This window comes from Lentisphaera marina, assembly GCF_028745505.1.
Lineage (GTDB): Bacteria > Verrucomicrobiota > Lentisphaeria > Lentisphaerales > Lentisphaeraceae > Lentisphaera > Lentisphaera marina.
The window spans coordinates 264,249-291,189 of record NZ_JAQZZL010000002.1; the positions used below are offsets into that span (position 1 = coordinate 264,249).

Annotated in this window: 29 protein-coding genes; 18 read left to right on the forward strand and 11 right to left on the reverse strand. The window is 40.7% G+C overall.

The genetic code is table 11. The features are described from left to right. Positions 1-2: 2 nt before the first annotated feature. From PQO01_RS21710 to PQO01_RS12145, 5 genes are read right to left on the reverse strand one after another with little or no spacing between them, the layout of a single operon-like run. Positions 3-1,964 carry a VWA domain-containing protein gene (locus PQO01_RS21710; protein ID WP_274314295.1) on the reverse strand — a complete coding sequence of 654 codons (1,962 nt, stop codon included), beginning with the start codon at positions 1,962-1,964 and terminating at the stop codon, positions 3-5. Continuing rightward, complete coding sequence (locus PQO01_RS12130) at positions 1,964-3,010, reverse strand: VWA domain-containing protein (RefSeq protein ID WP_274314296.1); 1,047 nt, start codon at positions 3,008-3,010, stop codon at positions 1,964-1,966. Before PQO01_RS12130 ends, PQO01_RS21710 begins: the two co-directional genes overlap by 1 nt. Continuing rightward, positions 3,007-3,897 (reverse strand): hypothetical protein, encoded by an 891-nt coding sequence (locus PQO01_RS12135; protein ID WP_274314297.1) that lies wholly within the window; start codon positions 3,895-3,897, stop codon positions 3,007-3,009. Before PQO01_RS12135 ends, PQO01_RS12130 begins: the two co-directional genes overlap by 4 nt. After that, positions 3,894-4,757 (reverse strand): DUF58 domain-containing protein, encoded by an 864-nt coding sequence (locus PQO01_RS12140; protein WP_274314298.1) that lies wholly within the window; start codon positions 4,755-4,757, stop codon positions 3,894-3,896. The genes PQO01_RS12135 and PQO01_RS12140 overlap by 4 nt, the downstream gene beginning before the upstream one ends. Positions 4,758-4,759: 2 nt before the next feature. Next, positions 4,760-5,779, reverse strand: a complete 1,020-nt coding sequence (locus PQO01_RS12145; RefSeq protein WP_274314299.1) for an AAA family ATPase — start codon at positions 5,777-5,779, stop codon at positions 4,760-4,762. Between the two features lie 154 nt (positions 5,780-5,933). Here PQO01_RS12145 and PQO01_RS12150 point away from each other — a divergent pair, with 154 nt between their 5' ends. Continuing rightward, complete coding sequence (locus tag PQO01_RS12150) at positions 5,934-6,944, forward strand: serine/threonine protein kinase (RefSeq protein ID WP_274314300.1); 1,011 nt, start codon at positions 5,934-5,936, stop codon at positions 6,942-6,944. Here PQO01_RS12150 and moaC read toward each other — a convergent pair whose 3' ends face one another. From moaC to PQO01_RS12170, 4 genes are read right to left on the reverse strand one after another with little or no spacing between them, the layout of a single operon-like run. Then, on the reverse strand, positions 6,945-7,397 hold the full coding sequence (moaC, locus tag PQO01_RS12155) for a cyclic pyranopterin monophosphate synthase MoaC (RefSeq protein ID WP_274314301.1): 453 nt from the start codon (positions 7,395-7,397) through the stop codon (positions 6,945-6,947). Continuing rightward, positions 7,398-7,850: a molybdenum cofactor biosynthesis protein MoaE gene (locus PQO01_RS12160; protein ID WP_274314302.1), complete on the reverse strand. Its 453-nt coding sequence runs from the start codon at positions 7,848-7,850 to the stop codon at positions 7,398-7,400. It lies immediately after the preceding gene. Further along, complete coding sequence (locus tag PQO01_RS12165) at positions 7,851-8,093, reverse strand: MoaD/ThiS family protein (RefSeq protein WP_274314303.1); 243 nt, start codon at positions 8,091-8,093, stop codon at positions 7,851-7,853. It lies immediately after the preceding gene. A gap of 1 nt (position 8,094) precedes the next feature. After that, on the reverse strand, positions 8,095-9,225 hold the full coding sequence (locus PQO01_RS12170; protein ID WP_274314304.1) for a molybdopterin-guanine dinucleotide biosynthesis protein MobB: 1,131 nt from the start codon (positions 9,223-9,225) through the stop codon (positions 8,095-8,097). Between the two features lie 223 nt (positions 9,226-9,448). On the opposite strand from PQO01_RS12170, the gene purK reads away from it, so the two are divergent. Genes purK through PQO01_RS12185 form a run of 3 tightly spaced genes read left to right on the forward strand, consistent with a single transcriptional unit; the run spans position 9,449 to position 12,045 of the window. Then, positions 9,449-10,567, forward strand: coding sequence for a 5-(carboxyamino)imidazole ribonucleotide synthase (purK, locus tag PQO01_RS12175; RefSeq protein WP_274314305.1), 1,119 nt, complete (start codon positions 9,449-9,451; stop codon positions 10,565-10,567). A gap of 3 nt (positions 10,568-10,570) precedes the next feature. Continuing rightward, on the forward strand, positions 10,571-11,071 hold the full coding sequence (gene purE / locus PQO01_RS12180) for a 5-(carboxyamino)imidazole ribonucleotide mutase (RefSeq protein WP_337994452.1): 501 nt from the start codon (positions 10,571-10,573) through the stop codon (positions 11,069-11,071). 5 nt (positions 11,072-11,076) lie between these two features. Further along, positions 11,077-12,045 carry an L-threonylcarbamoyladenylate synthase gene (locus PQO01_RS12185; protein ID WP_274314306.1) on the forward strand — a complete coding sequence of 323 codons (969 nt, stop codon included), beginning with the start codon at positions 11,077-11,079 and terminating at the stop codon, positions 12,043-12,045. A gap of 22 nt (positions 12,046-12,067) precedes the next feature. On the opposite strand, the gene PQO01_RS12190 is transcribed toward PQO01_RS12185, so the two are convergent. Continuing rightward, entirely contained in the window at positions 12,068-12,613 is a 546-nt protein-coding gene (locus PQO01_RS12190; protein WP_274314307.1) for a hypothetical protein, read from the reverse strand. A 271-nt stretch (positions 12,614-12,884) separates the two neighbouring features. Here PQO01_RS12190 and PQO01_RS12195 point away from each other — a divergent pair, with 271 nt between their 5' ends. Then, a complete protein-coding gene (locus PQO01_RS12195) occupies positions 12,885-14,324 on the forward strand; it encodes a mannose-1-phosphate guanylyltransferase/mannose-6-phosphate isomerase (RefSeq protein WP_274314308.1) in 1,440 nt (479 codons plus the stop codon). Positions 14,325-15,009: 685 nt separating this feature from the next. On the opposite strand, the gene PQO01_RS12200 is transcribed toward PQO01_RS12195, so the two are convergent. Next, a complete protein-coding gene (locus tag PQO01_RS12200) occupies positions 15,010-15,258 on the reverse strand; it encodes a ferredoxin (RefSeq protein WP_274314309.1) in 249 nt (82 codons plus the stop codon). A 265-nt stretch (positions 15,259-15,523) separates the two neighbouring features. Here PQO01_RS12200 and PQO01_RS12205 point away from each other — a divergent pair, with 265 nt between their 5' ends. The 13 genes from PQO01_RS12205 (at position 15,524) to PQO01_RS12265 (ending at position 26,939) form a co-directional block, all read left to right on the forward strand. Beyond that, positions 15,524-16,024, forward strand: a complete 501-nt coding sequence (locus tag PQO01_RS12205) for a hypothetical protein (protein ID WP_274314310.1) — start codon at positions 15,524-15,526, stop codon at positions 16,022-16,024. Positions 16,025-16,500: 476 nt separating this feature from the next. Continuing rightward, complete coding sequence (locus PQO01_RS12210; protein ID WP_274314311.1) at positions 16,501-17,700, forward strand: type II toxin-antitoxin system HipA family toxin; 1,200 nt, start codon at positions 16,501-16,503, stop codon at positions 17,698-17,700. A 2-nt stretch (positions 17,701-17,702) separates the two neighbouring features. After that, positions 17,703-17,954: a helix-turn-helix domain-containing protein gene (locus PQO01_RS12215; protein WP_274314312.1), complete on the forward strand. Its 252-nt coding sequence runs from the start codon at positions 17,703-17,705 to the stop codon at positions 17,952-17,954. Between the two features lie 691 nt (positions 17,955-18,645). Next, positions 18,646-19,233, forward strand: a complete 588-nt coding sequence (locus PQO01_RS12220) for a helix-turn-helix domain-containing protein (protein ID WP_274314313.1) — start codon at positions 18,646-18,648, stop codon at positions 19,231-19,233. Between the two features lie 58 nt (positions 19,234-19,291). Then, positions 19,292-20,509, forward strand: coding sequence for an L-2-hydroxyglutarate oxidase (lhgO, locus tag PQO01_RS12225; RefSeq protein ID WP_274314314.1), 1,218 nt, complete (start codon positions 19,292-19,294; stop codon positions 20,507-20,509). 1 nt (position 20,510) lies between these two features. Further along, the gene (locus PQO01_RS12230) at positions 20,511-21,068 is read left to right on the forward strand and encodes an SIS domain-containing protein (RefSeq protein WP_274314315.1); all 558 of its coding nucleotides are present in this window, start codon (positions 20,511-20,513) and stop codon (positions 21,066-21,068) included. After that, positions 21,061-22,047, forward strand: coding sequence for a GDP-mannose 4,6-dehydratase (locus PQO01_RS12235; protein ID WP_274314316.1), 987 nt, complete (start codon positions 21,061-21,063; stop codon positions 22,045-22,047). The genes PQO01_RS12230 and PQO01_RS12235 overlap by 8 nt, the downstream gene beginning before the upstream one ends. An 8-nt stretch (positions 22,048-22,055) precedes the next feature. After that, complete coding sequence (locus PQO01_RS12240; protein WP_274314317.1) at positions 22,056-22,994, forward strand: NAD-dependent epimerase/dehydratase family protein; 939 nt, start codon at positions 22,056-22,058, stop codon at positions 22,992-22,994. After that, entirely contained in the window at positions 22,994-23,698 is a 705-nt protein-coding gene (locus PQO01_RS12245; RefSeq protein WP_274314318.1) for a nucleotidyltransferase family protein, read from the forward strand. Before PQO01_RS12240 ends, PQO01_RS12245 begins: the two co-directional genes overlap by 1 nt. After that, a complete protein-coding gene (locus tag PQO01_RS12250) occupies positions 23,691-24,503 on the forward strand; it encodes a transketolase (RefSeq protein ID WP_274314319.1) in 813 nt (270 codons plus the stop codon). The genes PQO01_RS12245 and PQO01_RS12250 overlap by 8 nt, the downstream gene beginning before the upstream one ends. Then, the gene (locus tag PQO01_RS12255) at positions 24,500-25,417 is read left to right on the forward strand and encodes a transketolase family protein (RefSeq protein ID WP_274314320.1); all 918 of its coding nucleotides are present in this window, start codon (positions 24,500-24,502) and stop codon (positions 25,415-25,417) included. The genes PQO01_RS12250 and PQO01_RS12255 overlap by 4 nt, the downstream gene beginning before the upstream one ends. After that, positions 25,414-25,998, forward strand: a complete 585-nt coding sequence (locus PQO01_RS12260; protein ID WP_274314321.1) for a hypothetical protein — start codon at positions 25,414-25,416, stop codon at positions 25,996-25,998. The genes PQO01_RS12255 and PQO01_RS12260 overlap by 4 nt, the downstream gene beginning before the upstream one ends. Then, positions 25,995-26,939 carry a phosphotransferase gene (locus PQO01_RS12265; protein ID WP_274314322.1) on the forward strand — a complete coding sequence of 315 codons (945 nt, stop codon included), beginning with the start codon at positions 25,995-25,997 and terminating at the stop codon, positions 26,937-26,939. The genes PQO01_RS12260 and PQO01_RS12265 overlap by 4 nt, the downstream gene beginning before the upstream one ends. Positions 26,940-26,941: the final 2 nt, after the last annotated feature.

Consider the following 26,941-nt stretch of genomic DNA (forward strand, 5'->3'; position numbering starts at 1 on the left):
TCTTACTTGTCCTGTTCTGGATTAAAGTATTGCCTTTTATTGCGCTGTTCGCGATTGCGGCGTATGAGGTCACGTAATTGTTGCTGACGTTTGAGCTCGTCTTGGAAAGCAGCGTTGGCTTCATCCTGCGTCATTTTTGCGGGCTGTTCTTGCTTTTGTTTACTTTGCTCTTTGTCATTAGCGCCTTGTTCGTTAGGGTCAACTTTTTGATCTTTATTCTGCTGATCTTTATTCTGCTGATCTTTATTCTGCTGATCTTTATTCTGCTGATCTTTATTCTGCTGATCTTTATTCTGCTGATCTTTATTCTGCTGATCTTTATTCTGCTGATCTTTATTCTGCTGATCTTTATTCTGCTGATCTTTATTCTGCTGATCTTTATTCTGCTGATCTTTATTCTGCTGATCTTTATTCTGCTGATCTTTATTCTGCTGATCTTTATTCTGCTGATCTTTATTCTGCTGATCTTTATTCTGCTGATCTAGTTTTTGCTTTTGTTGGATAGCTAGGTCTAAATTCTCCTGTACTTGAGAGCTGTCTGGGTATTGTGAGATTAGGTCGATGTAATCATCGATGACCTTTTCTAATGCTTGACTTTGTTGTGCGGGTTCGCCTTGCATAGCCTTGCGGTGACGAAAAGCAAGCAGGTTTGCGGTAGCCGCTAAGTGGAGTTCGGGGTGTTTTGCCGCACTTTGGTAATGCTTTTCAACATGTTCAGCAATAATGTTAGGGTGCTCTTGGAATTGCTCTTCTATTTTTAGGGCGCGCTTATAGGATTGGAGTTCAATGATGGGGTCTTGGATTTCTGTTTCAAGTCTAAGGATTTCTTGCTTTATCGCTTCTGGATCCACTTGTGGTGCTGGAGTGGGAGCAATTTGCGGGAGCTGGGCTTGCGCATCAAGGTTCATGTTGAAACTAAAGAAGATAATGAACAGCAGCAGTTTTCCTGATTCAGAGGCGTTTTTGGTTTCAGATAAACAAAGACGAATGCAAAGCAGTAAAATGGCTAGGGGAAGGAAAAAGAAGTAGAGTTCTTCACGAACTTTAACTTGCTCTTTTTTGCTTTCGTCAAATTCGAGTTCTCTAATGAGGCTTTCAATCGTGCTGTGACCGGATTCAAGAGGAGCTTCTGGATCCCAAGGGATATAAGTCCCCCCAGTTTCATCTGCGATTTGTTTAAGAGTGCTCGTGTCACTTAGGCTCATGACATAATTGCCTTTTGAATTGCGAATGGGATGGCCCTTTTCATCGAGTACTAAACCTTTACGATCGGGATCACCGAGGCCAATGACATTGACAGGGATCTTTTTCTTTTGAAGTGCATCTAAGGATTCGCGCCATTTATCGCCATCAGTTTCACCATCACTCAAGAGGACGACGACTCGACTGTCGCGTTCATTTTCTTTGAACTGCTTTTGCGCATGGTCTAAGGCTGCAGCTATGTTAGTTCCACCACCTGGAAGTAAAGAGCTATTGAGATCAGAGAGGTAGAGTAAAACCATTTCGGGATCAGACGTCAAAGGGCATTCGATATTGGCAATCTTCGAGAAAGTGATTAAGCCAAAGCGATCGCCAGGTATGTCGTTCATTAATTTTTTGGCCCACCATTTGGAATACTCTAAACGGCTTTGTTCATTCATGTCTTTTACGTTCATACTCTTAGAGATATCCACTAAAAATAAAATTGATCGGCTTGAGCTCTCTTTTTCTTGAGCAACTTCTTTACCTTGGGGGCGAAGTAGGCAAAAGCATAAAATGGCCGTGCTTAGCAATAACAAGACATAGCGAATGCGGCGACGAGACTGTGATAAAAGACTCATTTTAACTAAATCAAAACCATAGTCTTTTTTCAGGAGCTTAATGACTTTGCGGCGGTGACTATTACCAAAAATTAAACATAGCAATACAAAAACTAAAATGGCAATTAAATAAGTGGATAGCTCAAGGTTTTTAAAGTGGATCATTATGGATACCTCATGAATAGGGAATGAGATAAGAAGGTGGCAATAACTAAACAAACAAGCGAGGCCCAAATAAAGGGGGCAAAGTGCTCGGCGTATTTGATGTTGTGAAAATGTTTGAGTTCTACTTTCTCTAAGGCGTCAATTTTCTTTAAGACTTCCTCCATTTGGTCGGCTTGTCGCACAGAGAAGTATAGGCCGCCAGTTTTTTTGGCAATTTCCTTCAAAAGTTCCTCGTCAAAGTCGGAGTTGCTGGCATTTAAACGAGATGAGCCAAAGAAGTTTTCAACAGTCCAGGCCAATTCATTGCCAACGCCAATGGTGTAAATGATCGCATCGGATTTTTCTGCGGCTTTGGCAGCCATTCGTGGTGTTAAGTCAGTGCTTGCGGTGTGACTGCCATCAGTGACAAGAATGATGATTTTTTTCGGCGCAGCGGATTTTCTGAGTCGAGCTAGACCGCCGCTTATGGCTGCGGTGATATTGGTCTGACGATTGTAATCCCCTAAATATTCTGTGCTGATTTCTTTGAGTCGAGCTTGGAGGTATTCATGGTCGTTAGTGGGGGGGCAGACACTGTAGGCTTCGGCTCCAAACACGACGAGGCCAAGGCGATCAGATTTACGTTTGTCAATGAAATCTGAAATAGCTTTTTTTGCATAGTGCAAACGCGGGTGGAGTTCATTGTTATTGATGGCCTCTGCAACGGCGCGTCGATCTTTGGGGATGTTATCAGGTTGGTCGTATGAACTCATACTGCCAGAGATGTCTAAGGAAAAAACGATATCGACGCCATCTTTATAGCTATAAGAGTTTTCTTCTCCTGTGCGAGGACGGGCAAAGGCAATGATCATTAGTGTGAGAGCTAAGAACTCAAAGAAAATGGGGATGAGAAAACGGGAAAAAGGCCGGTGTTCACTGCCGTGTTTTCCGGTAAAATGTGGGAGTGATGAAACTTTGACGGCAGGTGGCTTAAGTCGAAGTTGTCTCCAAAATAAAGGTATGAGGACAATGAGTAAAAGTAGGAGCCATGGGTACTGAAAACTCATTTTTCACCCTCGTCTTTTATGTTTTGAGCCCAAGTAATGAGCTTCTTGACCATGTCCTGGAATTCGTCTTTGGGAATTTTTTCTTGATGAAAACGTGCTGTGAAAATACGATCCAAATAAGATCGCAGCATTTGGGTGTCGTTTTCACTAAGTTTATCCCAGGGGAGTGTTTCGATGGGGGCATGAAGAAAGTTTTCGTCGTAGCGATGAGCAAGCAGTGAACGGGTGTGGTCTTGGACGGAGACCAAGGGTGCACTGGTGGAATTTTCGTCATAGAGCAAGATTTTTTGCATCGCTTGAATAAAAGCTTCTTTTGCAGAAAGTGTTTTTGCGGGAAGTTTTTTGAGAAATGCTAAAGTGAAGATCAAACTTAAAGCAATGATGATGCTAAGTGTGATAGCAACAGATAGGCCTTTTTGTTTGGGCTCCAAAGTGATTTCCGCAAAACTTTTGGCTTGTGATTGGAGATCTAGTTCACGTGCGCTGATTTTGAACTCGGGATAATTTATGGTGAGCTTTTGACTGCCTTGGGCACTGTTGATTATAATGGTGCGTTGAAGGTTTTTGTAAGTGCCTGGCTTAATGGCAAACAAGCTTTCATTTAGACTTACTTTATTGATAGAATCACGTATGAAAGAGGTGCCCGTCTCATGTTCTTTTAGGCCTTCTTCAAGCTCATAGTTTTCTACATCGTAATAGCATTGTATGGGAAGATTGATCTCACTTTTAATACGAATGTTTTCTCCAATAAAATAAGATGTTTTATCGCTTGTGCTTGAGATGACTTTGGCTTGAAAGCGCGATTGCCACCTAATCCAATAAAAGAGTGAAGCTGTGAGCAAGACAACAGAACAGCTAATGAGGGAGAGGAGTCCAAGCTTTTTCATTTGCGCTGATTCCTACGGCCGAAAAATTTCATTAATTCAGTAGTCGGGTCACTAGTGTTTTTTAAGAGCATCCAGTCCGCACCTGCTTCGATACAAATCCTTTTATTGCGCTCAATAAACTGTTGTGCCGAAGTATGAATTTTTGCATTGGGCTTAAAGAAGTCGAGCAGGCCAGATTCAGCATCTTGCATTAGCAAAGGAGGAAGGCGCTTCGGAATATTAATTTCAAATTCGTCAAGAATATTTACGACAATGAGGTCGTGTTTTTTTCCGACTGCACGCAAACTCTTTTCATAATTGCTGTCCATGAGATCTGAGATGAGGAATACGACAGATTTTTTCTTCTGGGTTTGCATCAAGCGATCAAGTAGCTGTTTGATGTTTGTCTTGCGACTTTTCCTTTGGTGGACAATGAGTTCTCTAGCTAGGCGCAGGATGTGTTGCTTACCGCGTTTGGCGCGCAAGTGTAATTCTTCTTCGTCACTATGAAGCATGAGTCCCACGCGATCGCGATTGCGAATGGCGCTAAAAGCAATAAGCATGGCGATTTCAATGGCATTTTGCATACGTGTTTTATTGCCACCAAAATCAGCAGAGGCAGAAATGTCCACTAAAAGATTGATAGTGAGTTCGCGCTCTTCAGTAAATTGTTTGACATAAGGATGGCCCGCACGTGCAGTGACATTCCAGTCAATGGTACGTACATCGTCCCCAGGGGAATATTCGCGAACATCGCAAAATTCCATGCCTCGACCTTTGAAGACCGAGTGGTAAGCGCCGCCAGTGAGCTCATCAACGTTTTTTCGCGTTTTGATTTCCAGTTTTTTAACGGCGGAAATGAGTTCCCGTGGATTAAGCATGCCTAGGGTGCGCGCAGTTCGCTGAGGATGAGTTGAATTAATTTGTCACTACTAAGGCCTTCGGCTTCAGCTTCGTAAGAAGGGATAATACGATGGCGAAGCACGTCGGGAGCTAAGGCAAGGATATCATCGGGGAGGATGTAATTGCGGCCCTGGCAAAAAGCATGGGTCTTTGCTGCTAAGGTCAGGCTCAGAGTGGCTCGAGGAGAAGCACCACATGCGACTAAGTCGGGGAGTGATTTTAGATTCGCCTGTTGCTGACGCTGGGAAAGTTGGTCGCTCATTCCAGGGCGAGTAGCCATGATGATATCGACTATATATTCCTGTAAGCTCTCATCGATAAAAACTTTGTCCAGCATGTTGCGCGCGCGGAGGATATCATCGGTGCTGCAAACAGCTTCAGCTTTTATAGAAACTTTTGGTGTGGCCATGTTTTTGAGTATGTTAAGTTCGTTATGGCGATCTGGGTAATCGACGAGGACTTTCATCATGAAACGGTCCATTTGCGCTTCAGGAAGGGGGTAGGTGCCTTCTTGGTCAAGTGGATTTTGAGTCGCCATTACCATGAAAGTTTCGGGGAGTTGAAAACTTTCGTTACCGATTGTGACTTGCTTTTCTTGCATACATTCAAGTAGAGCTGACTGAACTTTTGCAGGGGCACGGTTGATTTCGTCGGCCAGTACGAGGTTGGCAAAGATGGGGCCTTTCTTGACTGAGAAGCTATGTTCGCGTGGATCGTAAATAGAGGTGCCCACTATATCTGCGGGGAGCAGGTCCGGAGTGAACTGTAAGCGGCTAGCATCGGCGGTGATAGCTTGAGCTAGAGTGTTAATTGTAAGGGTCTTTGCTAAGCCAGGGACGCCTTCGACTAATAAGTGGCCAGAGCTGATGAGGCCTATGATGAGTCGGTCTATTAGTTTTTCTTGTCCAGAGATGACTTTTGCGATTTCATTTTTTAGAGGTTTGATGAAGGCGGAAGCAACATCAATTTCATCTTGTGTTTCTGTGTCTCGATTATCCATAGTCACTTAAAATTTGTACAATTAATTAAAGTTAAGAATTGAATGTCTAATTTATGTTAAATTTGATCACTAATCAGCCCCGAAAATACAATTCATATTGATGATTGCAAAGTCTCAAGCCATATTAAGCTTCGTACAAAAGCTGGGAAATTGAATGAAAATAAAAAAGAAGTCCTATAATAGAGCCTCACCGATAGAGAAAGCAGTTGGTCTTTTTATGCCATTCCATTGCGATTCCTGTCTTCACAAACTGCGTGTTTCGCAAGAAAATTATGGCTACGGGATGGTTTGTCCTTATTGTAAAACGGGAGTTATTTGCCCAGCTCCATCTTTTCATGCAGGTGAACAAGTTGGTCCTTATTTAATCGATGGTTGGTTAGCGAAAGGTGCCATGGGGGAAGTTTATTATGGGCATTCCCTAAAAACGGAACGAGTAGTAGCCTTAAAAATTCTCAATACTGATATAGATAGTCAATATGCTTTTAGGCTTTTTGAGCAAGAGGCTTATATCATGGATCACTTTGAGCATGAATGCCTACCTCGACTTGCGGGCTTTAATGAGCATCATAATTATTATTATTTAGCCATGAATTATGTCGAGGGAGAAGGTTTGGATACCCTCTTGTTACGAAAGGTAGTTTTAGATCAAATTTATGTTCTGGATTTGATTATTCGTTTGGCAGATTTGTTAGATCACGTCTGGAGAAAGTTTGGAGCGATTCATCGCGATATTAAGCCTGCCAATATTATGGCGACAGAAGATGATAAAATTGTATTGATTGACTGGGGTTTAGCGCACATTTATAATCATCCAATTGAAAATGATACAGATATTACTTTTGGCACACCTGAGTATATATGTCCCGTAATAGTAAGTGGAGAAAGCAACCCAGACTATAGGACAGATATTTATTCTTTGGGAGCCACTTGTTTTCATTTAGTGACGGGGCAATTCCCCTTCCATAGTGAAAATGCAGAAGAAGTGATTGATTTAGTGCTCCATGGTAAAGTTCCCTGTGCGCATGAAGTCAATAAGGATGTGAGCCCTGAGTTTTCAAAAATCTTAGCAAAAATGATGCAGCGCGATTACGACGATCGCTATCAGAATTGGGCTCACTTAGTTGAGGATGTAGAAAAGTTGAAGATGTTTTTATCTTTTAGCTGATTAAAGATCTTCTTTAGTTTTTTCGAGAAGCTGGACCTCAGAAATGATCATCTCTTTGTCAACGGCTTTGCACATATCATAAATAGTGAGTAGGGCTATAGAAACTGCCGTTAGAGCTTCCATTTCTACACCGGTTTGGCCATTGCAGCGTGCTAGGGCTTCAACTTTAACGCCATCTTCAGTGAGCTTTGTGTCTACAGATACTTTATTAAGAAGTAGGGTGTGACAGAGAGGGATCAGGTCGGAGCACTGCTTAGCAGCTTGAATACCTGCTATTCTAGCCGTGGTTAAAACATCACCTTTTTTCATCGAGTTATCTTTAATCTTAGTCAAGGTTTCGCTATTTAGGCTTATGTGGCCACTAGCTATGGCAACGCGTTTTTGTATGCTTTTGTCACCGACATCAACCATATTGACTTTGCCTTCTTTATCGACATGTGAAAATTCTGACATTTATGACTCCTTGTGATGATGGGCATGTTTTGAGCATTCGTGACATTCCACCCAACCGCTAGAGCCGTCAGTGTAATGCTCGTTTTTCCAAATCGGAACGCGAATTTTGAGTTCGTCTATAATGAACTCGCAAGCATCAAAGGCTGTGCCACGATGCTTGGCGCTGACAATTAGCCTGACTGCTGAGTCTCCAATCTGAAGATCACCAGTGCGATGTACGCAAAAAACTTTATGAATATTAAATTTTTCAAAGGCCTCTGCAATAATGCGTTCGCCTTCTTTAACTGCTAGAGCTTCGTAAGCTTGATACTGTAAATGAGTCACATCGCGATTTTCATTGTGGTCGCGAACACGTCCATCAAAAATAACGTAGCCACCTGACTGACGAGTAGAGACTTTTTCTACGATGTCAATATCTTCAATTGCTTTTGCTGAGATCAAGAAGTTGGACATTTAACCACCTGCCACTGGTGGGATGAAGACAATATTATCGCCATCGTTTAAGACACTATTCCATTCGCCGAATTCATCATTGATGGCAACTCGGAAATTATCTTTGCCGTGAGAAAATGAATAGAGGGCTTCAATTTCAGCATAAAGCTCTGAGGGGGTACTCGCTTTACTAGTCAGAGTTTCGCAACTCTTTTTTGTAAAGTCCCCGAGTAGGCTGAAGTATTGAAGGTGATAAGTGTTCATCTTAATCTCTAAGTAATTGTTCTTGGATGCGTTCGACGTCTTCCGGAGTATTAGCATTGTCTAGGTAATTATACTCGCCTTGTTCCAAAAGTTCTATAGATGAATTGAGCAAAACTTTTCTTGGGCATAAACGGTTGGTGGCAAGGAATTGATAAAAACGATTTTGAGCCTTGGGTTCATAAATTGCCAGAAGAGGTTCGGGCATGCTGTCTGATTTAGATTTAAAGCAAGTTGCATAGCGCTGAGAATTTCTACCTTCGTAAAGTTTTTCGAGAGTTTCAGAAGTAACTAAGGGGAGGTCACATCCCATTACCGTCCAGGCACTGGAAGAGTCTTGCTTAAAGGCAGACAAAATACCGCCGGTAGGGCCCATGTCTCTGAGTTGATCTGTAATGATGGGGAGTCCCTGACAGTCTTCTGGAAGGCTCTGTTGCTCATCGCGCACGGAGAGGTAAACCTCGTCACATTTTTCCTTTAGTAAGTCATAGGCCTGGCGTGCCATAGATTTCTCAGTAAACTTCATGTTCGCCTTATCTTTGCCCATGCGGCGACTTTGGCCACCAATAAGGACTAAGCCTTTAGTTTTTGGGACTCGGGAAGCAAAAGTTTTGAGGATGAGTTCTTTGATGGCAGCAATATTGTCGCGATGGAAATAGGGAATTTCGGTAGGTAGGCCACTAGGACGTTCACTCGCTGGGCCAGTAAAAGCGATGACGTTTTCTAGGTCTTTATCGGCAATTTCTTCGAGCATCTTGTCGTTGACGAGCAGGATGCGGGGCGATTGAGTGTGGTTTTTGTAGCCCTCGACAAAAACGATGTCGTATTCAAGGAGATTGAGGCTTCGCCAGATTTCATTAGCAGGGCGTTTTTCTAGTTTAGCGCGCGCTTCTGGATTGTTAATAACGACGGCTTGAGCACCAGCCATTTGTGCTTGGTGTGTGTCTTTGCGTGGTTTATCCATTTCAAAACGATGAGCATCTGATTTTGCATAAGCAATATCATAATCTTGGTGCATTTCGTTGATTAATCGACAAATTAAAGTGGTTTTTCCAGAGCCCGAGTAGGCACTGAATTTTATTTCAAAGGGGTTGAAAAGCCATGGTAGGCCGCCGCGATGATGGTTTTTGCTCATTAAAATATCTTCCTGGGATTATTTGCGCCAAGATGGTTGTCAAAAATGATTTGTCCACAAAAAAAATACGAAAATCCCAAGAGAAATTTTTAATAAATGGAGTTTGTGTGAGTTCTTGCCTTACTCATTGATAGAAAAACTTTTCAGCTAAATCGTTTACACTTTTGAAGAAAAGAGAAAGTCCATTATTTTGGAGCAAAAAATTTAATGTTGAGAAATGAATATGAAAACAATTGGTATCATTGGTGGCGGTCAACTTGGTCGTATGATGACTCAAGCAGCCAAAAAGATGGGCTTTCATGTTATTGTGCTAGATCCAGGAGAGAATTCTCCTGCAGCGCAAGTAGCTGATTCACAAATTATCGGTTCTTGGAATGATTCAGAGAGTTTGAGGAAAATCGTTGAGGCATGTGATGTCTGCACCTATGATCTTGAGCATGTGGATACAAAAACTTTAATAGAGCTTTCTGACGAAGGTCATGAAATCCATCCGGATCCTCGTGTCTTGTCAGTGATACAAGATAAGCTTCTGCAAAAGCAATGTATAGAAGAAGCGGGTTTGAGTACTCCGGCGTTTATCGAGCTCAAAGAAGATGCGGACTTCGCAAATTTTGGTTTCCCCTTAGTTCAGAAAACTCGTAAGGGTGGTTATGATGGGAAGGGTGTCTTGGTCATGAAAAATGAAGATGCTCTTGCAGAAAAGTTGTCTGGGGATTGTATGCTCGAGAAGATGGTCGATCTTGAGATGGAGCTCGGCCTTATGGTGGCGCGAGGAATTGATGGAGAGATTATCTCCTATCCAGTGACTGAAATGACTTTTGATGATCGTTCCAATATTCTCGATCTCTGTATTGTGCCAGCAAGAATTTCTCAAGAACTTGAAAAGAAAGCGCGCGAATTAGCTGAAAAGACAATTGAAGCACTCGGTGGCGTAGGGATTTACGGCGTTGAGATGTTTGTTGACAAAGCTGGAGATGTCTTCGTTAATGAAGTCGCACCACGTCCGCATAATTCGGGTCACTACACAATTGAAGCTTGTGTGACGAGTCAATATGAACAGCATATACGCGCAGTGGCGGGTTTGCCTCTAGGTTCACCCGATCAAATGCGCCCATGTGTGATGTATAACCTTTTGGGTGAGCCGGGTCACAATGGAGAGCCTATTTTGGATGGCTTAGAAGTTTGTCTTCACATCCCCGGAGTTTCATTGCATATGTACGGAAAAGCAGAGACTCGCGGATTTCGCAAAATGGGGCACGTGACTGTGACTTCAGAAAGTTTAGAAGAGGCCTTAGAAAAGGCTTTGATCGTTAAGAAAAATTTAAAAGTTATCTCGGAGTAAATTATGTCGAAGCCACTTGTTGGAATTATCATGGGTAGTGATTCAGATCTGCCAGTTATGGATGCTGCACGCGAAATCATGAAAGAATTTGATGTGCCATATGAAATCACCATTGTTTCAGCACACAGAACGCCAGATAAGCTCTATAAATACTCAGAATCAGCCCTTGAGCGTGGTTTAGAAGTGATTATTGCGGGTGCAGGTGGTGCAGCTCACTTGCCAGGTATGGTAGCGGCTATTTCTCCTCTCCCAGTTGTTGGTGTGCCAGTGCGCAGCTCAAATTTACAAGGCCTTGATTCATTGCTCTCTATCGTCCAAATGCCCGGCGGAGTTCCCGTTGCGAGTGTCGCAATCAATAATGCCAAAAATGCAGGTCTCTTAGCAGTCCAGATGCTTGGTGGTAAATTTCCAGAGTATCGCGAAAAAATGATTGCCTACAAAAAAGGCATGGATGAAATGGTTCTCGAAAAAGCAGCCAAGATGGAAGCTGAGGATAAAGCTTAAGATTCATGGCGATTTTCCGTGGTACAGAGGAGAATATAAAAAAAGCTGCTGAGCATTTAAACAATGATAACTTAGTAGCTTTTGCAACAGAGACTGTCTATGGTCTTGGCGCAAATGCTCTCTCGCCACAGGCTTGTGAAAAAATTTTCCAAGCTAAAAAACGTCCCAAATATGATCCGCTCATTGTTCACATAGCAGAGATGGGTCAACTGAATGATTTAGTTCAAGAGATTCCGAAAGTGGCTTTGGATTTAGCTGAAGCTTACTGGCCAGGGCCTTTAACTCTTGTTTTTAAGAAAAAAGAGATTATTCCAGATTTGATTACATCTGGGATGGATACTGTTGCCATTCGCATGCCAGCACACCCTTTGGCTCTAGCACTCTTAAGTACAGCTAAGATACCTGTTGCAGCACCAAGTGCCAATCCCTTTGGCTATTTGTCTCCGACGACTGCGGAGCATGTTAATGCCCAGTTGGGAGAAGAAGTCGAGATTGTCTTAGATGGTGGCGAATGTGATTGGGGGATTGAGTCGACAATTGTTGACTGCAGCCAGGGTGAAGCTGTGTTATTGCGACAAGGCGGAATTAGTGCCGAGGATATTCGCCGTGTGACTGCCGAAGTGAAATTCGGTAAAGCAGTTCTTGAAAGACCATTGGCACCAGGCCAACTCGCTAGCCATTATGCGCCGAATACAAAATTAATTGTTTTAAAGAAAGGTGAGCAGCCACTAGAGTCACAATCAAAGAGTGTGGGTTTTTTACAAATTGGGGCCGCAGTCATTGATGCCGATGAAGTAGAAGTTCTAAGCCGCGATGATAAAGATTTTAAAACGATTGCTCACAAGCTATTTTCTGCCTTACATCGCCTCGATTCTTTAGGCCTTGATGTGATTTATGTTTATGAACTCGAGGGTGAAGATCTAGCCGCAGCCATTATGGATCGCTTATTAAAAGCTGCAGCGAAAAGATCTTAGTGCTGAATAGCTTGCGGCCATTTTAATGGACGTGAGGTTTTAACTCAAATGTATTACTTTGATAAACTTGACCTTCATGAGTGAAGTTAAGTTGAACTTGGGCAGAAAAATCTTTGCCAATTAAAAAGCTGCTATCTTCTTTTCTGTCTCCAGGAAAAATAAAGTAATTAGTTTTTCCTTTTCTTATATTGCCTATGCCATCTTCATCTTCATTATTCTTTGTGTTTCTAACTTGAAGTTGAACTTCTTTCTTATTCAAATAAATGAAGGTAACTGTGATTTTTGTGTCTAGAGCTAAATCGAGTGGCGAGTGAGCGGAGTCGTGATTTGTTAACCAAAGTTCAAGGTCGCCTTTGTCGTCGTGCAGCTTTAATTCAATAATGCCCGCGAATTGTTTTTTAGAATATAGTTTAGCCTCAATTCCATGGTGAGGAGTATGTGTGTGATGGTGAATGTGCTGTTCTTTATTTGGCTTAGTTGTCTCAAGTTCAGTAGGCTTGTTGCTATTTGAGCATCCAAGGGCTAAAAAAAGAATTGAAGAAAAGCAGATGAGTCGATTGAAAAGCATGTTGGATTCCTTTATTGATAATTGCTTAGAAGATAATATTTGCTTAATGACGGGATACAATAATTCTGATGTGAACTTATGATTAGATTGCGGTCAACTTTATTGAATTATGGCTGTTTCATTTAGTTTGTGTTTTATGTACTCAAGATGAGTAATCTTTTTTGTCGTACGATTCTGATGGAAATACAATGATTTTTTAGTCGCTTCTTAAGACTTAAACTTGCGTATTTGGCTTAGATCAATTAGGATATTAAAAATCCAAAGGAGTGTCATGAATAAATCAAATAATCACAATTTAGTTCCCGTTATTTTAGCAGGTGGTTCTGGAACGCGTCTCTGGCCCATGTCTAGATCAATGTACCCCAAGCAATTTTTACCTCTTTTGGAGGCTGAAGAAAGTATGCTGCAGTTGACGCTTCAGCGCCTGGAGGGCTTGGCGAGTTTAGATAAGCCCATTTTGCTTTGCAATGATGAACACCGTTTTTTGGCTGAAGAACAATTACGTCAAATCAACCTTAAATCTCAAGGCTTAATTCTAGAGCCTGTGGGGCGAAATACGGCTCCTGCTATTGCGGCATCAGCTTTTCATGCGCTGAAATCATCGGAAGATGCTTTGTTGCTAGTTTTAGCTGCTGATCATGATATTAAAAATATTCCAGTTTTTCATCAAGCCATTGATAAAGCAGTTGCTTTGGCTGAACAAGGCAAATTAGTTACTTTTGGGATTGTTGCCTCTCATCCTGAGACGGGCTATGGCTACATTCAACAAGGTGAAGCTCTTGGAGATGGCACTTATTCCATAAATGAATTTAGAGAAAAGCCTGACTTGGAAACGGCTAAATCATACTTGGCAAGCGGAGATTACCTGTGGAATAGTGGGATGTTCGTTTTCAAGGCTTCTACTTATTTGAGTGAGCTCGAAAAATTCCGACCCGAACTCTATGAGGCGAGTCGTTTGGCATACGAAGCTTCAGCACAAGATTTAAACTTTATTCGTCTCAATGAAAAACTTTTTAGTGCTTGCCCCTCTGAATCAATTGATTATGCTGTCATGGAAAACACGACAAATTCAGCTGTGGTTAGTTTAGATGCGGGATGGAATGATCTCGGTTCATGGGAATCCGTGTATAAGGATGCTAGTGTAGATGGTGATGGCAATGCATTGACGGCTTCAACGGATGCCGTTTGCGTCGATACAAAAAACTCTTATATCCAAGGTGATTCACGCTTAATCACGACTCTCGGAGTGGAGAATTTGATTATTATTGACACACCAAGCGCTTTGCTTATTGCTGACCGCTCCAAAATTGATTCTATTAAGCAGTTGTTGATTAAGTTAAAGGGCAGAGAAGAGCTCGATCTACATAGTACGGTTCATAGACCGTGGGGTAATTATACGACAATAGACGAGGGAGCTCGGTATAAAGTTAAGAGGATTGTTGTAAAACAGGGGGCAAAGCTCTCGACACAATTACATCATCATCGTGCGGAGCACTGGGTCGTTGTCTGTGGTACAGCCAAAGTTCTGGTAGGCGATAAGGAAATTTTTCTTCACGAAAATGAATCAGTTTATATCCCTAAAGGTACGGTTCACTATCTCGAAAATCCTGGTAAAGTTGAATTAGATATTATCGAGATTCAGTCAGGTGAATACCTCGGAGAGGATGATATTATTCGTCTTGAAGATAAATACGGCCGCTCAGATAAATAGTTAACGCGCTTCGCGCTGAGAATGCGGCCTTCGGCCTGAGTTAACGCGCTTCGCGCTGAGAATGCGGCCTTCGGCCTGAGTTAACGCGCTTCGCGCTGAGAAACCAGCCTTCGGCCTAACGCGCTACGCGCTGAGAAACCGGCCTTCGGCCTAACGCGCTACGCGCTGAGAAACCGGCCTTCGGCCTAACGCGCTACGCGCTGAGAAACCGGCCTTCGGCCTAACGCGCTACGCGCTGAGAATGCGGCCTTCGGCCTAACGCGCTCCGCGCTGAGAATGCGGCCTTCGGCCTAACGCGCTCCGCGCTGAGAATGCGGCCTTCGGCCTAACGCGCTCCGCGCTGAGAATGCGGCCTTCGGCCTAACGCGCTCCGCGCTGAGAATGCGGCCTTCGGCCTAACGCGCTCCGCGCTGAGAATGCGGCCTTCGGCCTAACGCGCTCCGCGCTGAGTTGTTTGCTCTCTGTGTTCGGTGCTTTAGGTACTATAATTTTAGCTTTTTCTTCAGCTCATGAAGTGAGCGATCTGCAGTGAGCTTGCGAACGATCTACAGTGTAGCGATCTTGATACTTCATTTACCTCTTGCCTTTTACCTGAAACATGTGTCCTTTAATAAAAGTTCATATTTAAAAAGCACAAAAAAAGCCCGCCGAAAAGCGAGCTTTTTTAATTCAACGATGAGTTGAATTAACCATCGTTACCGATTGAGTCAACGGGGCAATCTTCCAGTTGTTCTTGGCAGAGTGCAACTTCGTCATCCGATTCTGGTTGTTTGAAGATATAAGCGTTGCCTGCATCATCTTCTTGGAAAAATTCTGGGGCAGCTCCGTAGCAGAGGCCGCAAGCGATGCAACCTTCTCCATTATCATCATCCGGATCCGTGCAGTAAAAAGCACCTGGGATGTTGTCAGCATGTTTAGCTTCAATATTAGCCATTGTATACTTGTCCTGATTATCTAGTGTTTGTTATAAGTTCGCAAAAATACGCCATAAGTCAAAAAATAAAAGTTCTTTTGCAAAAATCTATTTTAAAAGCTGCTTCGGAGTTAACGCTCTTTGTAGAGGAGCTCACTTCATGCTTGGGGATTTTTTTGTTCTATATTTAATCCAAAATCCAAAGTTGCCCTCTTTGGCTAAGTTATTCGACTCATGTTTTGTTAATTAATCTTTCTTTTTACTTTAGTAGTTATATTTTATCTCTATGAATTCCAAAGAATACATTTTAGAGATTTTAACTGGCTTGTGTCGAGCGAAAATAGATTTTGTCGTATGCGGTGGAGTAGCGGCGGTTTTACACGGCGTGGAACGTTTGACAATGGATATTGATATTGCACTCAATTTTGATAGAGCAAATGTCCAAAAATTTCTCGGTATCATGAATGATTTAAGTATGCAGCCTCGTGCACCAATTTCGCCTGAGTCTTTACTGAATCACGAAATAAGAGAGCTCTTAATTAAAGAAAAGAATGCCGTCGTTTTCACTTTTATTGATATAGATAACCCATTTAAGCAAATTGATGTGTTTCTTGAAGATTTATACGATTGTTTAATTGAGACTTCTGATGAATATGAAATCACTGCTAATGAGGTTCTGAAGGTAGTTGATATTCGAGCCTTGATTAAGATGAAAGAAGAAGTTAAGCCTGTTCGTGATAAGGATCAAAGAGATATATTAGAACTTAAGAGATTGATCAATGAATAAGCAAGACATATTAAAAAAATGCTCTGAGAAAGATTTTGATGGTCACACAGACTTTAAAAAAATGACACCCAAGCAAAAGCTGCTTTGGCTCTCCAATACCGCTTACTTTGTTTATCAAACCACGTCTAAAAAGCTGAAGTAAGTTAACGCACTTAGTGCGTATGTATTTCTTCGTGTTAATCTATTAAATTCGTGGATCACATTCTTTTCTTCATTCAAAATTTAGAATTCACAATTTAAAATCTTCGCCAACTCTTCCGTGTATTTCCGTGCACTCCGTGGTTCCATTCTTTAGTTTTTCTTTGTTTCCATTAAAAATTTAGAATTGAAAATCGCTCTTCCAAAATTCTATGTTCTTGATATACTAAAATATTAGTATATAATTATATATGTCGATATTATTTAACCCATTATATTAGTATCTTATGATTTACGAAGTTTACATTTTTGACAATGCACAACAAAAGTATAGGCTTATGGCAAATATCGAAAAAACTGATCATGCCGTATTGCTAGAATATGATATGGACTATGTTTTTGAATATATCGATAATAGCGCTGAAAATCGTCTAAGTTTGTCTTTAGATTGTAGTTTTGAATTTTATAAATTTGAAGACTGGCCTGCATTCATCTTGGATTTAATGCCTTCGGGTAATGGTAAGCGGTTTTTACTTGAGAAATATGGGCGTGGTGATGATGACTTCTTACTTCAAGTTGGTGCATGGAATCCCATTGGAAATTTGCGTATAAGTGGAGAATTGACAAAAGATTTTCTTAGCAGTATTGCTGATCAACAAATTATAGCTTTTTCAGAAGAGGATATAATTAAAAAAAACGAAAATTTTCTTAATTATGCAAAGCTGTGTGGGGTTCAAATTGATGGTGCCACGGATGTTCAAGGCGATGCTCCGAAGTTTTTAGTTCTGAAAGATTTTGAGGGGCGTTTTTACGTTGATTCAGGTCTGGTTCCCGTGGATAAAATCCAACAACATTACATTGTTAAATTTCCGCGAGGCAAAAGCCAAGCCGATTTTGATGTCTTGAAAAACGAGGCCGCTTATTATGAGGTAGCTCGTTGTTTAGGATTAAATGTGGGCGAAGAGCTCTACTTTAAGGAAGGTGCGCTTTTTATTTCTCGTTTTGATCGTGAAGTGAAAGAGGGGGAAGTTTATTACTATGGCCTAGAGTCTCTCTATTCTATCGCAGGAATAAGTCAGCGGGGACAGATGTCTGATAATTTCCTCTTCTGTGAAATGATTGCCAAGTACTCGACCTCACCGAGTGAGGACGTTTTAGAGTTTTTGAAACGTGATGTACTCAATATTTTATTAGGCAATCCTGATAATCACGGAAGAAATTCAGCTATGATCAAGAAGGACGGTGAAGTTCGGCTCTCAGCACTTTATGATTTTGCGCCCATGTTTTATGACCCCAATGATATTTTTATGCGTCGCTCGATTTGGTTTGGGCATGAAGTGAGTGGAAAACCTTCTTGGGGCTGTATTGTCCAAAAACTTTCAATTTATGTTGTAAGTATTACGGATGAATTCAGAGGCTTTGTAAAGGCTTTAAGAGATTTGATGCAAATCTTGAGAGCTAGTCATGTGGATGAATTTATCATTGAGAGACGCCTAGCAATAATTGAAAGTGAAATGAAAAAATTAGAGGAGCTCTAAAAATGCCAAAAGATCGAAAGGCAATCATTGACGACCTCCAGAATGATTTAATTAATAATCGCTGTGAGATTGGTGAAGCAATAAAAACTATGCGCAAAAGTATAGGCCTTAATCAGAAAGATTTTGCGATGCTCTTTGGTTTAACAGTCAATGCACTCAGTTTACTGGAAAATGATAAGTCCAACCCAACACTCAAAACGCTTAATAAAATCGGCTCAAAATTTGGCTTCAAGATTAATTTCACTCCAAAATAAGCGCTATTAATCCGGCAATGAATTAGATCAAGATTTTTGATGCTCTGGAAAAACTCCATTTATCTTTGTCCTTCTATTTATAAATTGTGCTAAAGTCTTGCTTGATTTGATTTTGTAGTTACGAAGTACCGATAGACAAGAGCGTCCACCGTGAGGTGGATGATTATAATATTTAAATTAACCAAGGGTCCAAATTTGGATCCGACATACGACATTTCGGACTCACAAGTGAGCCCTCACATTAATATTCATACTGACGTGTGGCTCACGCCGCACTCTATTTTATTTCGGGTTAAAACCCTCGTGGATGACATTCTTTTCTTCATTCAAAATTTAGAATTCACAATTTAAAATTATCGCCAACTCTTCCGTGTATTTCCGTGTACTTCGTGGTTTGATCTTTTTCTTCAAAATTCACAATTGCCCCTCCAGCCTTCGTTCCGATTAAGAATTACTTATCTGTACTCAGCTCGTTCTCAATTAGTGTCTATCAGTGAAGATTAGTGGTGCAAAGACATTTTATTTCAGGGATTATTCTTGTTAGCTCTTGATTAGTATCGTTTTTTTAATTATCTTTACCAAAAGAAACGATAATCAATGCTGTGTCCAAGAAAGACAGTTTTGATGCGGAGCCTGTCTAGCTCCTATCTTAGTTCATTTTTTGAGCTAACTCAATAGGCTTCCTTTAAAAATGATGATAGAAAAAAAAGAACTCCAAGAACTCGAAATCCTTAAACACGTGGAAGAAACTCCCTGTTTGAGCAATCGAATTGCAGCCGAAAAACTTGGCTGTAGTATTAAGTTGGCGCATGAAGTGTTAAAGAAGATGGCAGGGCGCGGCTTACTTCACATCAAGAAAGTTCACTCGCGGCGCTGGGATTACTTCCTAACACCCAAAGGTATAGCCGAGAAAGCTCGCCTAACTATGGGCTTCTTAAATTTCTCTATGTATTTCTACCATGAAGCACGCAAGTTGAGTTCTCAGGTTTGTCGCGACCTTGCCGAATCCGGAGTAAAAGAAGTCTCATTCCTTGGTGCAGGGGATCTCGCCGAGATCGTTTATCTTGGTGTCAAAGAATGGGGTATGGAATTAAAGTCAGTTTACGATGATGAGCATGAAAGATTTCTTGGACATCAAGTTTATTCTTTGAAGAGTTTTAATAGTCAATTATCTGATAAGATTTTGGTGTGTATGTATGACCCCGTACAGCCGACGCAAAATAAGTATTTACCAAGAGGTTTAGAAGCAAATGAATCCTTTTACTGGATATTTAACTAAATGTGTATTATGGCGTTTCATAGTGCCGAGTGTTGTTAAGGAGCTTTGATTAGGTTTTATGGTTAATTGTGATTATTTAATTGTGGGTGCTGGAATAATAGGTTTGACTTTGGCGTACAAATTGAATCTTAAGTTTCCAGATGCAAAGATTATACTTTTAGAAAAAGAAAGTCAGCTTGGATTGCACAGTAGTGGCAGGAATAGTGGGGTGCTTCACTCGGGTATTTATTATCCTGAAGAAAGTCTGAAAGCTCGTTTTTGCGCCGATGGAGCCAAGCAGATGAAGCAATTCTGTGAAGAAAATAAGGTTCCATGTGAAGCAATAGGTAAAGTTATTATCCCAAAGGTAGCTGAAGATATTGATTATCTAGATGTTTTATGTGAACGCGGTAAAAATAATGGAGCAGAAGTTGAGTTGATTAATGGATGCGAATTGGCAAAAATTGAACCTGAAGCTAATGCTCAATTTGATACTGCACTTTATTCCCCAAATACGTCAGTAGTTAATCCTAAAAAGGTCCTAGAGGAGCTGAGTGCAAAATTAAGCTCAAATGGGGTGATGATTTTTTGCAATAGCGAAGTTCAAGTAGTAGATCCAGATAAATCTACAGTAGAATCTGTGGGTGGAAATAAATATAAATATGGTTTTTTATTTAACACAAGCGGTTTTTCAGTCGATAAAGTTGCTTACCCCTTTGGGTTAGTTAATGATTATGAGATGTTGCCTTTTAAGGGGAATTATTATAAGCTCTCCAAGGCTTGTGAGCTTAAGTTTAATGGGCTGATATACCCAGTTCCAGATCTGAATGTGCCATTTTTGGGGATTCATTCTGTTAAAGATATTCAGGGAAATATTTATTTTGGGCCATCAGCAGTTCCCGCTTTTGGGAGATTAAATTATCAAGGTTTGAATGGTTTTAGTTTTAGTGAATCATTTAAATCGTTGAGTATTATTAGTAGACAGTATCTAAATAATATTCAAGGCTTTAGAGTATATGCACATAATGAAGCTCTGCAATTCTTCAAGAGTGAGTTTATAAAAGCAGCGCAAGTATTGGCACCTAATTTACGTACTTACGATTTAGAAAAGTGTGATAAAGTGGGGATCAGAACACAGTTATTTAATAAAAAAGAACAGCGATTGGAGATGGATTTCATTATTAAGTCAACAGAAAATACTATGCATGTTCTAAATACCGTTTCTCCAGGGTTTACAAGCTCTTTTGCAGTGGCAGATTATTTAATTAAAAATTTACCTAAGGCTTTTAAGATATAAAATGAATTCTTATAAAGAGTACATGAAAGTGCTGGCAGAAGTGTTAGATGCGTGTGACACTAATTTTTTGAATCAACTGTATGTGGAGTTAGAACAAGCATGGCATAAACGTAGTCAAGTCTTTATCTGTGGCAATGGTGGTAGTTCAGCCAATGCTATGCATATCGCTAATGATTTTATTTATGGTGTATGCCCAGTAAAAGGACTTAATGTTAATGCTCTTTCTAGTAATTCAGCTGTGTTGACATGCTTAGCAAATGATACTGGTTATGAGAATATTTATTCAAACCAAATTAAAAGTTTAGCGCAGGCGGGAGATCTATTGATTGTTTTGTCTGGTAGTGGAAATTCACAGAATCTAATTAACGCTATTAAAGCCGCAAAAGAAACGGGCCTTAAGACTTGTGGTATACTAGGTTTTGATGGGGGGATTTGCAAAGCGCTTGTAGATATTCCCATTCATTTTGATGTTAATGATATGCAGATTTCTGAAGATTGCCAAACAATTGTAGGCCATATGTTAATGCAAAAATTAAATGAGAGTTTAAAAGATGTTTGAAAAAATCGCAGTCATTGGAAGTAATTCATTTTCAGGATCTAATTTCATTGATTACTGCTTGAAGCAAAGTTGTGAAGTTATTGGCTTAAGTCGTTCAGAGGAAGCACACCCAGTTTTCCTGCCGTATAAGAACAATATAAACAATACCGTTTTTTATCAACGTGATCTAAACCATCACTTGAATGAACTTATTGATACGTTAAATGATTTTAAACCAGATTATGTTGTGAATTTTGCTGCGCAAGGCATGGTTGCACAAAGTTGGGAAAACCCAGGTCACTGGTTTAAGACGAATACATTGTCAAATGTGTTGTTTCATGACCGCTTAAGGAAGTTAGATTTTTTAAAAAAATATGTCCACGTTTCAACTCCAGAAGTCTATGGAAGTTGCGAAGGTTATGTTAGCGAAAATCATGCAATGAATCCCAGCACACCTTATGCCGTTTCACGCGCAGCTGCAGATATGAGCTTGCGGAGCTTTTATAATGCTTATAAGTTCCCGGTTTCCTTTACTCGGTCTGCAAATGTTTATGGCGCGGGTCAACAGTTATATCGTATTATCCCACGTACAATAATGTGTATATTAACAGGGGAGAAACTTCAGCTTCACGGTGGAGGAACTTCGGTGCGATCTTTTATTCATATCGATGATGTTTCAGCAGGAACCCTTAAAGTTGCTCAGGAACCAAATGCTGGTGAAATATATCACTTTTCAACTGATCATGCAGTGTCAATTCGAGAGTTAGTCGAGTTGATCTGTAACCGCTTGGGAGCCGATTTCAACGAATGTGTTGAAGTTGTTGGTGATCGCCTGGGCAAAGATGGTTTTTATCTGTTGGATAATGCCAAGGCGAAAAGTAACTTGGGGTGGAGTGCTCAGGTCACTTTAAATGAAGGAATAGATAAAACTATTGAATGGGTCAAGAATAACTTAGAAACATTAAAAAAATTACCACAAAATTATATCCATAAGGAATAGAAGTTATTATGAAAATTTTAGTTACAGGTGGCTGCGGTTACATTGGAAGCGTGTTAGTCCCTAAATTATTGGATCAAGGCCATGAAGTTATCGTTGTCGACATAATGTGGTTTGGAAATGTGTTGCAAAAGCATGACAAACTTAATGTTATAGAAATGGACGTGCAAGATGTAGATAATTTACCGATGACAGGAGTCGATGTCATTATTAATTTGGCTAATATCGCCAACGATCCTTGTGGTGATTTAAACTCTAAACTTTCATGGGAAGTTAATGTACTTACAGCCATGAAGATGACAGAGAGAGCTATTGAATTAGGTGTTAAACAGATCCTTCATTCTAGTAGTGGTAGTGTGTATGGTCTTAAGGAAGAAGATCAAGTGACAGAAGACTTGAGTTTGGTTCCCCTATCAGACTACAATAAAACTAAAATGATTGCGGAACGAGTATTTATGAGCTACCAAGATCAAATTACGGTCCACATGATTCGTCCCGCAACGGTCTGCGGTTATTCTCCAAGGACACGTCTAGATGTTGCTGTGAACATGCTGACGATGCAAGCATGTGTAAATCAACGTATTACAGTTTTTGGAGGGGATCAAACTCGTCCCAATATTCATATTCAGGATATCACTGATGTGTTTATTTATTTTTTAGGCAAAGGCCCTGAAACTGCTGGAGTGTATAATGCTGGTTTTGAAAATATTTCGATTTTAGAGATAGCTGAACGAGCAAATGAAAAAATACCTTCTGAAATTGTAGTAACTGAATCAAATGATCCCCGCTCTTACCGTTTGAACTCTGATAAATTACTTGCTACAGGATTTAAACCAAAATATAATGTAGCATACGCTATCGAGGAAATTATCGAGGCATATCAATCTGGGAAATTGATTGATAATGATAACTGCTACAATATTAGGACGATGAAAAAGCTCAATATTTAATGAAAGCTCTATTGCTAGCAGCAGGCTTTGGGACGCGCTTAAAGCCTTACACAGATCACACACCGAAAGTCTTGATGCCTATCTGTGGGAAGCCCTTACTTGATTATTGGTTGCATGACCTCACGGCTGCGGGTATTAGCGATATTTTGGTCAATACCCACTATTTGTACGAAAAAGTTTATAATTTTTTAGACCAATCGGACTATGAAGTGAAAGTCTTTCACGAAGAGGTACTACTAGGTACTGGTGGGACTCTACTAGCAAATAAAGATTTTTTTGCCAATGATTCAATCATGTTAGTGCATGCCGATAATCTTTCGCATTTTGATGTAGATGCCTTTATGAGTGCACATGAGAATCGTCCATCAGATTGCCATATCACTATGATGAGCTTTGCGACAGATACTCCTGAGAGCTGTGGCATTCTCGAACTAGATGAAAATAATATCGTCGTCGAGTTTCATGAGAAAGTGGCGAACCCACCGGGTAACCGCGCCAACGCTGCAGTTTATATTCTCGATGAGAGCGTTATGGGATTTTTAAGGAGCCTTGGTAAGGAGGAGATCGATTTCAGTACGGAAGTGATTCCACATTATATGGGGCGCATACTGGAATGGCACAATGATGTTTACCATCGTGATATAGGCACGCCCGAGAGCTATGAGAAAGCAAACAAAGAATTTGGAGAGCTATTAAATGGATAAGGTAAAAGTCTTAGAGAGGACTGCCGCTGAGGTTAGAGGCAGGATTTTAGAAGTCTCGCATCGTAACCGTATTCCTCACCTGGCTAGTTCAATGTCTTGTGTAGATTTACTAGTGGTTCTTTATGGTGAGCAGATGAAGTATCGCAGTGATGAACCACTTTGGGATCAGCGAGACCGTTTTATTTTAAGTAAAGGGCATGCGGCATCGGCACTATATACGGTACTATCGAAATATGTTTTTTTTCCTGATGAAGCCTTAGATACGCATGGTAAACCAGGATCAAGACTGGAGGAGCACCCGAGTCGAAATTGTGTCCCAGGGGTGGAAGTGGCGACCGGGACACTAGGGCATGGCTTACCCGTAGCAAATGGAATGGCGCTAGCGGCTAAAATCAAAAATGAATCTTATCACACCTACGTTATTTTAGGAGATGGAGAATGCAATGAGGGGACTATTTGGGAAGGAGCAATGTTTGCGGCGGGGCATAAGTTGGGGAATCTCACCGTTTTTGTAGATTTTAATAAATGGCAGGCGACAGATCGTTCCTGTGATGTCCTTCATTTGGAATGTCTGTGTGAAAAGTTTAAAGCTTTTGGTTGGAATGTCTGTCGGGTTAATGGCAACTCAATTAGATCGATATTAGAAGGTCTACAAACTAAATTTGATAATGATAAACCCACGGCCTTTATTGCCGATACAACGAAAGGAGCTGGGATTTCATTTGCAGAAGATGACAACAATTGGCATTACCGTATTCCTTCTGAGGAAGAAGTAGCGCAAGGAACAAAGGAGCTAGGCTTGTGAGGAATGCATTTGCAGCAGAGTTACTAGAACAAGCGGGCCTTCACGAAAACCTCGTATTTTTATCAGGGGATATTGGGAACAGAATGTTTGACTCTTACAAAGAAAAATTTGGAGAGCGCTTTTTTAATTGTGGTATTGCAGAAGCCAATATGACAGGCGTGGCCGCTGGACTCGCACTTTCTGGAATGAGGCCGGTGACTTATACAATCACTCCCTTTAACACAGCGCGCTGTTATGAACAAATCAAAATTGATGTTTGTTATAATAATGTGCCCGTGATTATTGTTGGAGTGGGTGGCGGTCTATCCTATGCTTCCTTGGGTGCGACCCATCAATCCTTGGACGAAATTGCCTTTATGAAGAATTTACCTAATATGAACGTCTTTTGCCCGGGAGATGCTATGGAGGTACGAGCGTGTCTGCGGGAAGCGTTAAGGCTCAATGAGCCCGTATATATTAGGCTAGGGAAAAAGAATGAACCCGTTTATAACGAAGAGATTCCCTTGCTGACAGCAGGAAAAATGCATAGACATAAAAAGGGTGAAAAAATTTGTTTAGTTAGCACAGGTAATATTTTGCCCGTGGCTTATGATTGTTTAGATTTACTGGCGGAACAAAATTTGTCTACAGAGCTGGTGAGCTGTTTTTCAGTGAAACCGCTTGATGAAGGGTACTTGGAAGAGGCATTTGAAAAGTTTGATTTAGTTATTTCCATAGAGGAACATGGTGTAGGTGGTCTCTCCTCGGCAATCTTAGATGTGGTACATGATAAAGGTTTAGATGTGAAAAAATATCTAAAAGTTCATACCGGCGATCAATTCTATTCCTATAGTGGCGGTCAGCAGAATGCGCGAGTTCAAGCAGGTTTAGAAGCCAATCAGATTATCAAGCGAGTATTGGATCGTCTATCATGAAGGTTGGAATTGATCTCGACAACACAATTATTAATTATACGGGAGTCTTTTATCATGCCGCCTTGGAAAAAGGATTTATTCCGGTAGAAACGGGTGAATCGAAAGTAGCAGTAAAAGAATATTTATGCTCACAGGGGCAAGAAGATCTCTGGACTAAATTACAGGGATATGTCTATGGTGCAAGGCTTGAACTAGCATCTGTGTACAAAGGCTTTTTTTCTTGTCTAAAGATGTTCAAGGATAATAAAATAGATTATTGTATTATTAGTCATAAGACAAAAAAACCTTTTAAAGGGCCCCGTTATGATCTCCATGCACAAGCAAGTCAATGGATCAAGTCGCAGTTAGTGCCTCATATAGGAGATATAGAATACACATTTTGCGAAACCATAGAAGAAAAGCTGGCTACAATTGAGAGCAAAGCGTGCGATTATTTTATTGATGATTTAGTGATGGTGTTAAATCATACCGGCTTTCCAACTCAGGTTTCCCCTTTGCTCTTTAATGGCCTCATTGATTATGATGGTGAGCGTTTCACAGAGTGGCGAGAAATTGAAGAGTTCTTTAAGAGAAAGCAATGATGTTCTTAGCACCATTTGAGGCCATAGACCAAGGTTTAGTCGAGCTGAAACCTGTAAAAGATGGTGCGAATAATAGTGTGGCTTCCTTTAAATATGGAGCTAAGCAATATTTTTTGAAAAATTATTACCCTGGGAAAGCAGGAGACAAGAGCCGTTTTGATCGTGAAATCCATTTTTATGAGTTTCTTCATGAAGTGGGATCTAAGCAAGTTCCAAAATTATTAAAAAAAGATCATTTGCGAGATAGGGCACTTTTTGAATTTATTTCCGGTTCAAAACTTATGGGTCAAGTTAAGTGGCCTGAAATTCAGCAGTGTCTAGATTTTTTTCTGGAAATAAATTGTGCAAAAAATAAGGGCATAAAACTGGCCGATGCAGCAGATACATCGCGTTCACCTCAGCAATTCGTCGATAATATTGAGCATCGCCTCAAGCGTTTTGAATCAGCCGAATTGAATGCAGAGTTGAAGAACTTCACAGTGAAATTACGTGATAAGTTCAATCTCTTGAAGAGTCGTATAAAGCTTTCGGCAAAGATCCTAGGCGACAACAACCTTTGCTTAAGCCCATCGGATTTTGGCTTTCATAATGCCATTGAGAAAGATGGGGAGTTTTACTTTTTTGATTTTGAGTATGCGGGTTGGGATGATCCGGTGAAGTTCATTTGCGATTTTTTCTGTCAGCCACAAAACCCCGTAGATGAGAAATATTTATCGAGGTTTACCGAGGGGGTGTCATCGGCGTTCCCCAGCTACACAGAAATGAAAAACTATGTTGAAATATTAATGCCGTTCTGCCGTATTAAATGGTGCTGTATTATACTCAATAGTTTTCTACAGGAAGAAAAAGAAAGAAGAAAATTTGCCGGTAAGGCTGGTTTTGATCACTTTAATGGCCAGCTTAATAAGGCCAAAGATTATTATAAAAAACATTTGGAGTAAGT